The sequence below is a fragment of the Rhodoferax sp. ZS1R8 genome (assembly GCF_056521325.1).
Genome location: NZ_JBWMBA010000188.1, coordinates 1 through 1,061 on the forward strand (window position 1 = coordinate 1; position 1,061 = coordinate 1,061).

Consider the following 1,061-nt stretch of genomic DNA (forward strand, 5'->3'; position numbering starts at 1 on the left):
GCTGAGGCCTACTTCGGCCTGGGCCCCGCCGGCTCCCAGTTTGCAGTACTACGAACCGCCATCTCTGATGGTGTTTGGTGCCAGTGGCGTCTTCGCAGACAACACCTTCCAACTGCCAAACGCGCCCCAAAGCAGTGCGGTGCTGGGCGCGATTGAAAACGTCATCGTTACCGCGCTGGCCCGCGGACACGCCACGACCTGGAAGTTCTTGCGAGGCAAGATCACGCCAAACAGGCCCGCGATGACGGCAGAAGTCACGTTGACCGGTAGCACAACGGTCGGGCTGGTGGATCAGATGGACATGGCGTCATTCCAGATTGCCAATGTGCCAATGACGGTGTCCATTCCTGTAGGCGTGCCGGTCTCCAGCTTTAGCGTCAGCTCACCGTTGGCTATCCTGCCCACCACCCCGGACCTGCTGACCTTCTCGCAGTTCTACGCCAGCGGTGGAACCTGGAGCGCGTTTGCCAATTTCTTGCACGATCCGGCGGTCACCATCGATGGCCGCACCTACGCGCTTCCGTTTGACGATCAGGGCGGTTTTAGTTCCGACTTGAACGCCGCGACCTCGGTGGCCAACCCGGCGAGCGCCTGCATTACGCTAGGCCCCTGGACACCACAGGGCATCCAGCCACCCCAACCGGTGGTGGTGGGCTGCAAGACCATCACGCTGACTTGGCCCGCTAGCGCCAGTTACACCTTTGTGTTTGTTCTGACCTACAGCGCAGGCGGCGCCTATGTCTCGACCAGCGTGGCTATCGGCAGCCCTGTCAGCAGCTTCAATGGCCAAACCTACACGCTGCCCTTGGTGCTGCAAACGCCGGCATCCACGCAACCGCCAGAAACCCTCAAGTTGAAGTTGGTTGCTGTCCAAGGTACGTACAGCGGTGCGGTGTGGTGCCACATCAAGGTGCCTGACTTTGTCTTCGAGGGCAATGCTTTTGAGTTCAGCTCCGTGTACGACGGTGCTCCACCACTCACCATTTGGTAGCACCACGAAATCGCCCACTGCCTACGAACCCAAGGAGCTCATGCGTGCCCACCTTAAACGGCACTGTTCA

Annotated in this window: 1 pseudogene; it reads left to right on the top strand. The window is 60.1% G+C overall.

Features of this window, described 5'->3' with window-relative positions:
* Window positions 1-991, top strand: a pseudogene (locus tag AC097P_RS24880) (hypothetical protein); the annotation flags it as partial.
* Window positions 992-1,061: the final 70 nt, after the last annotated feature.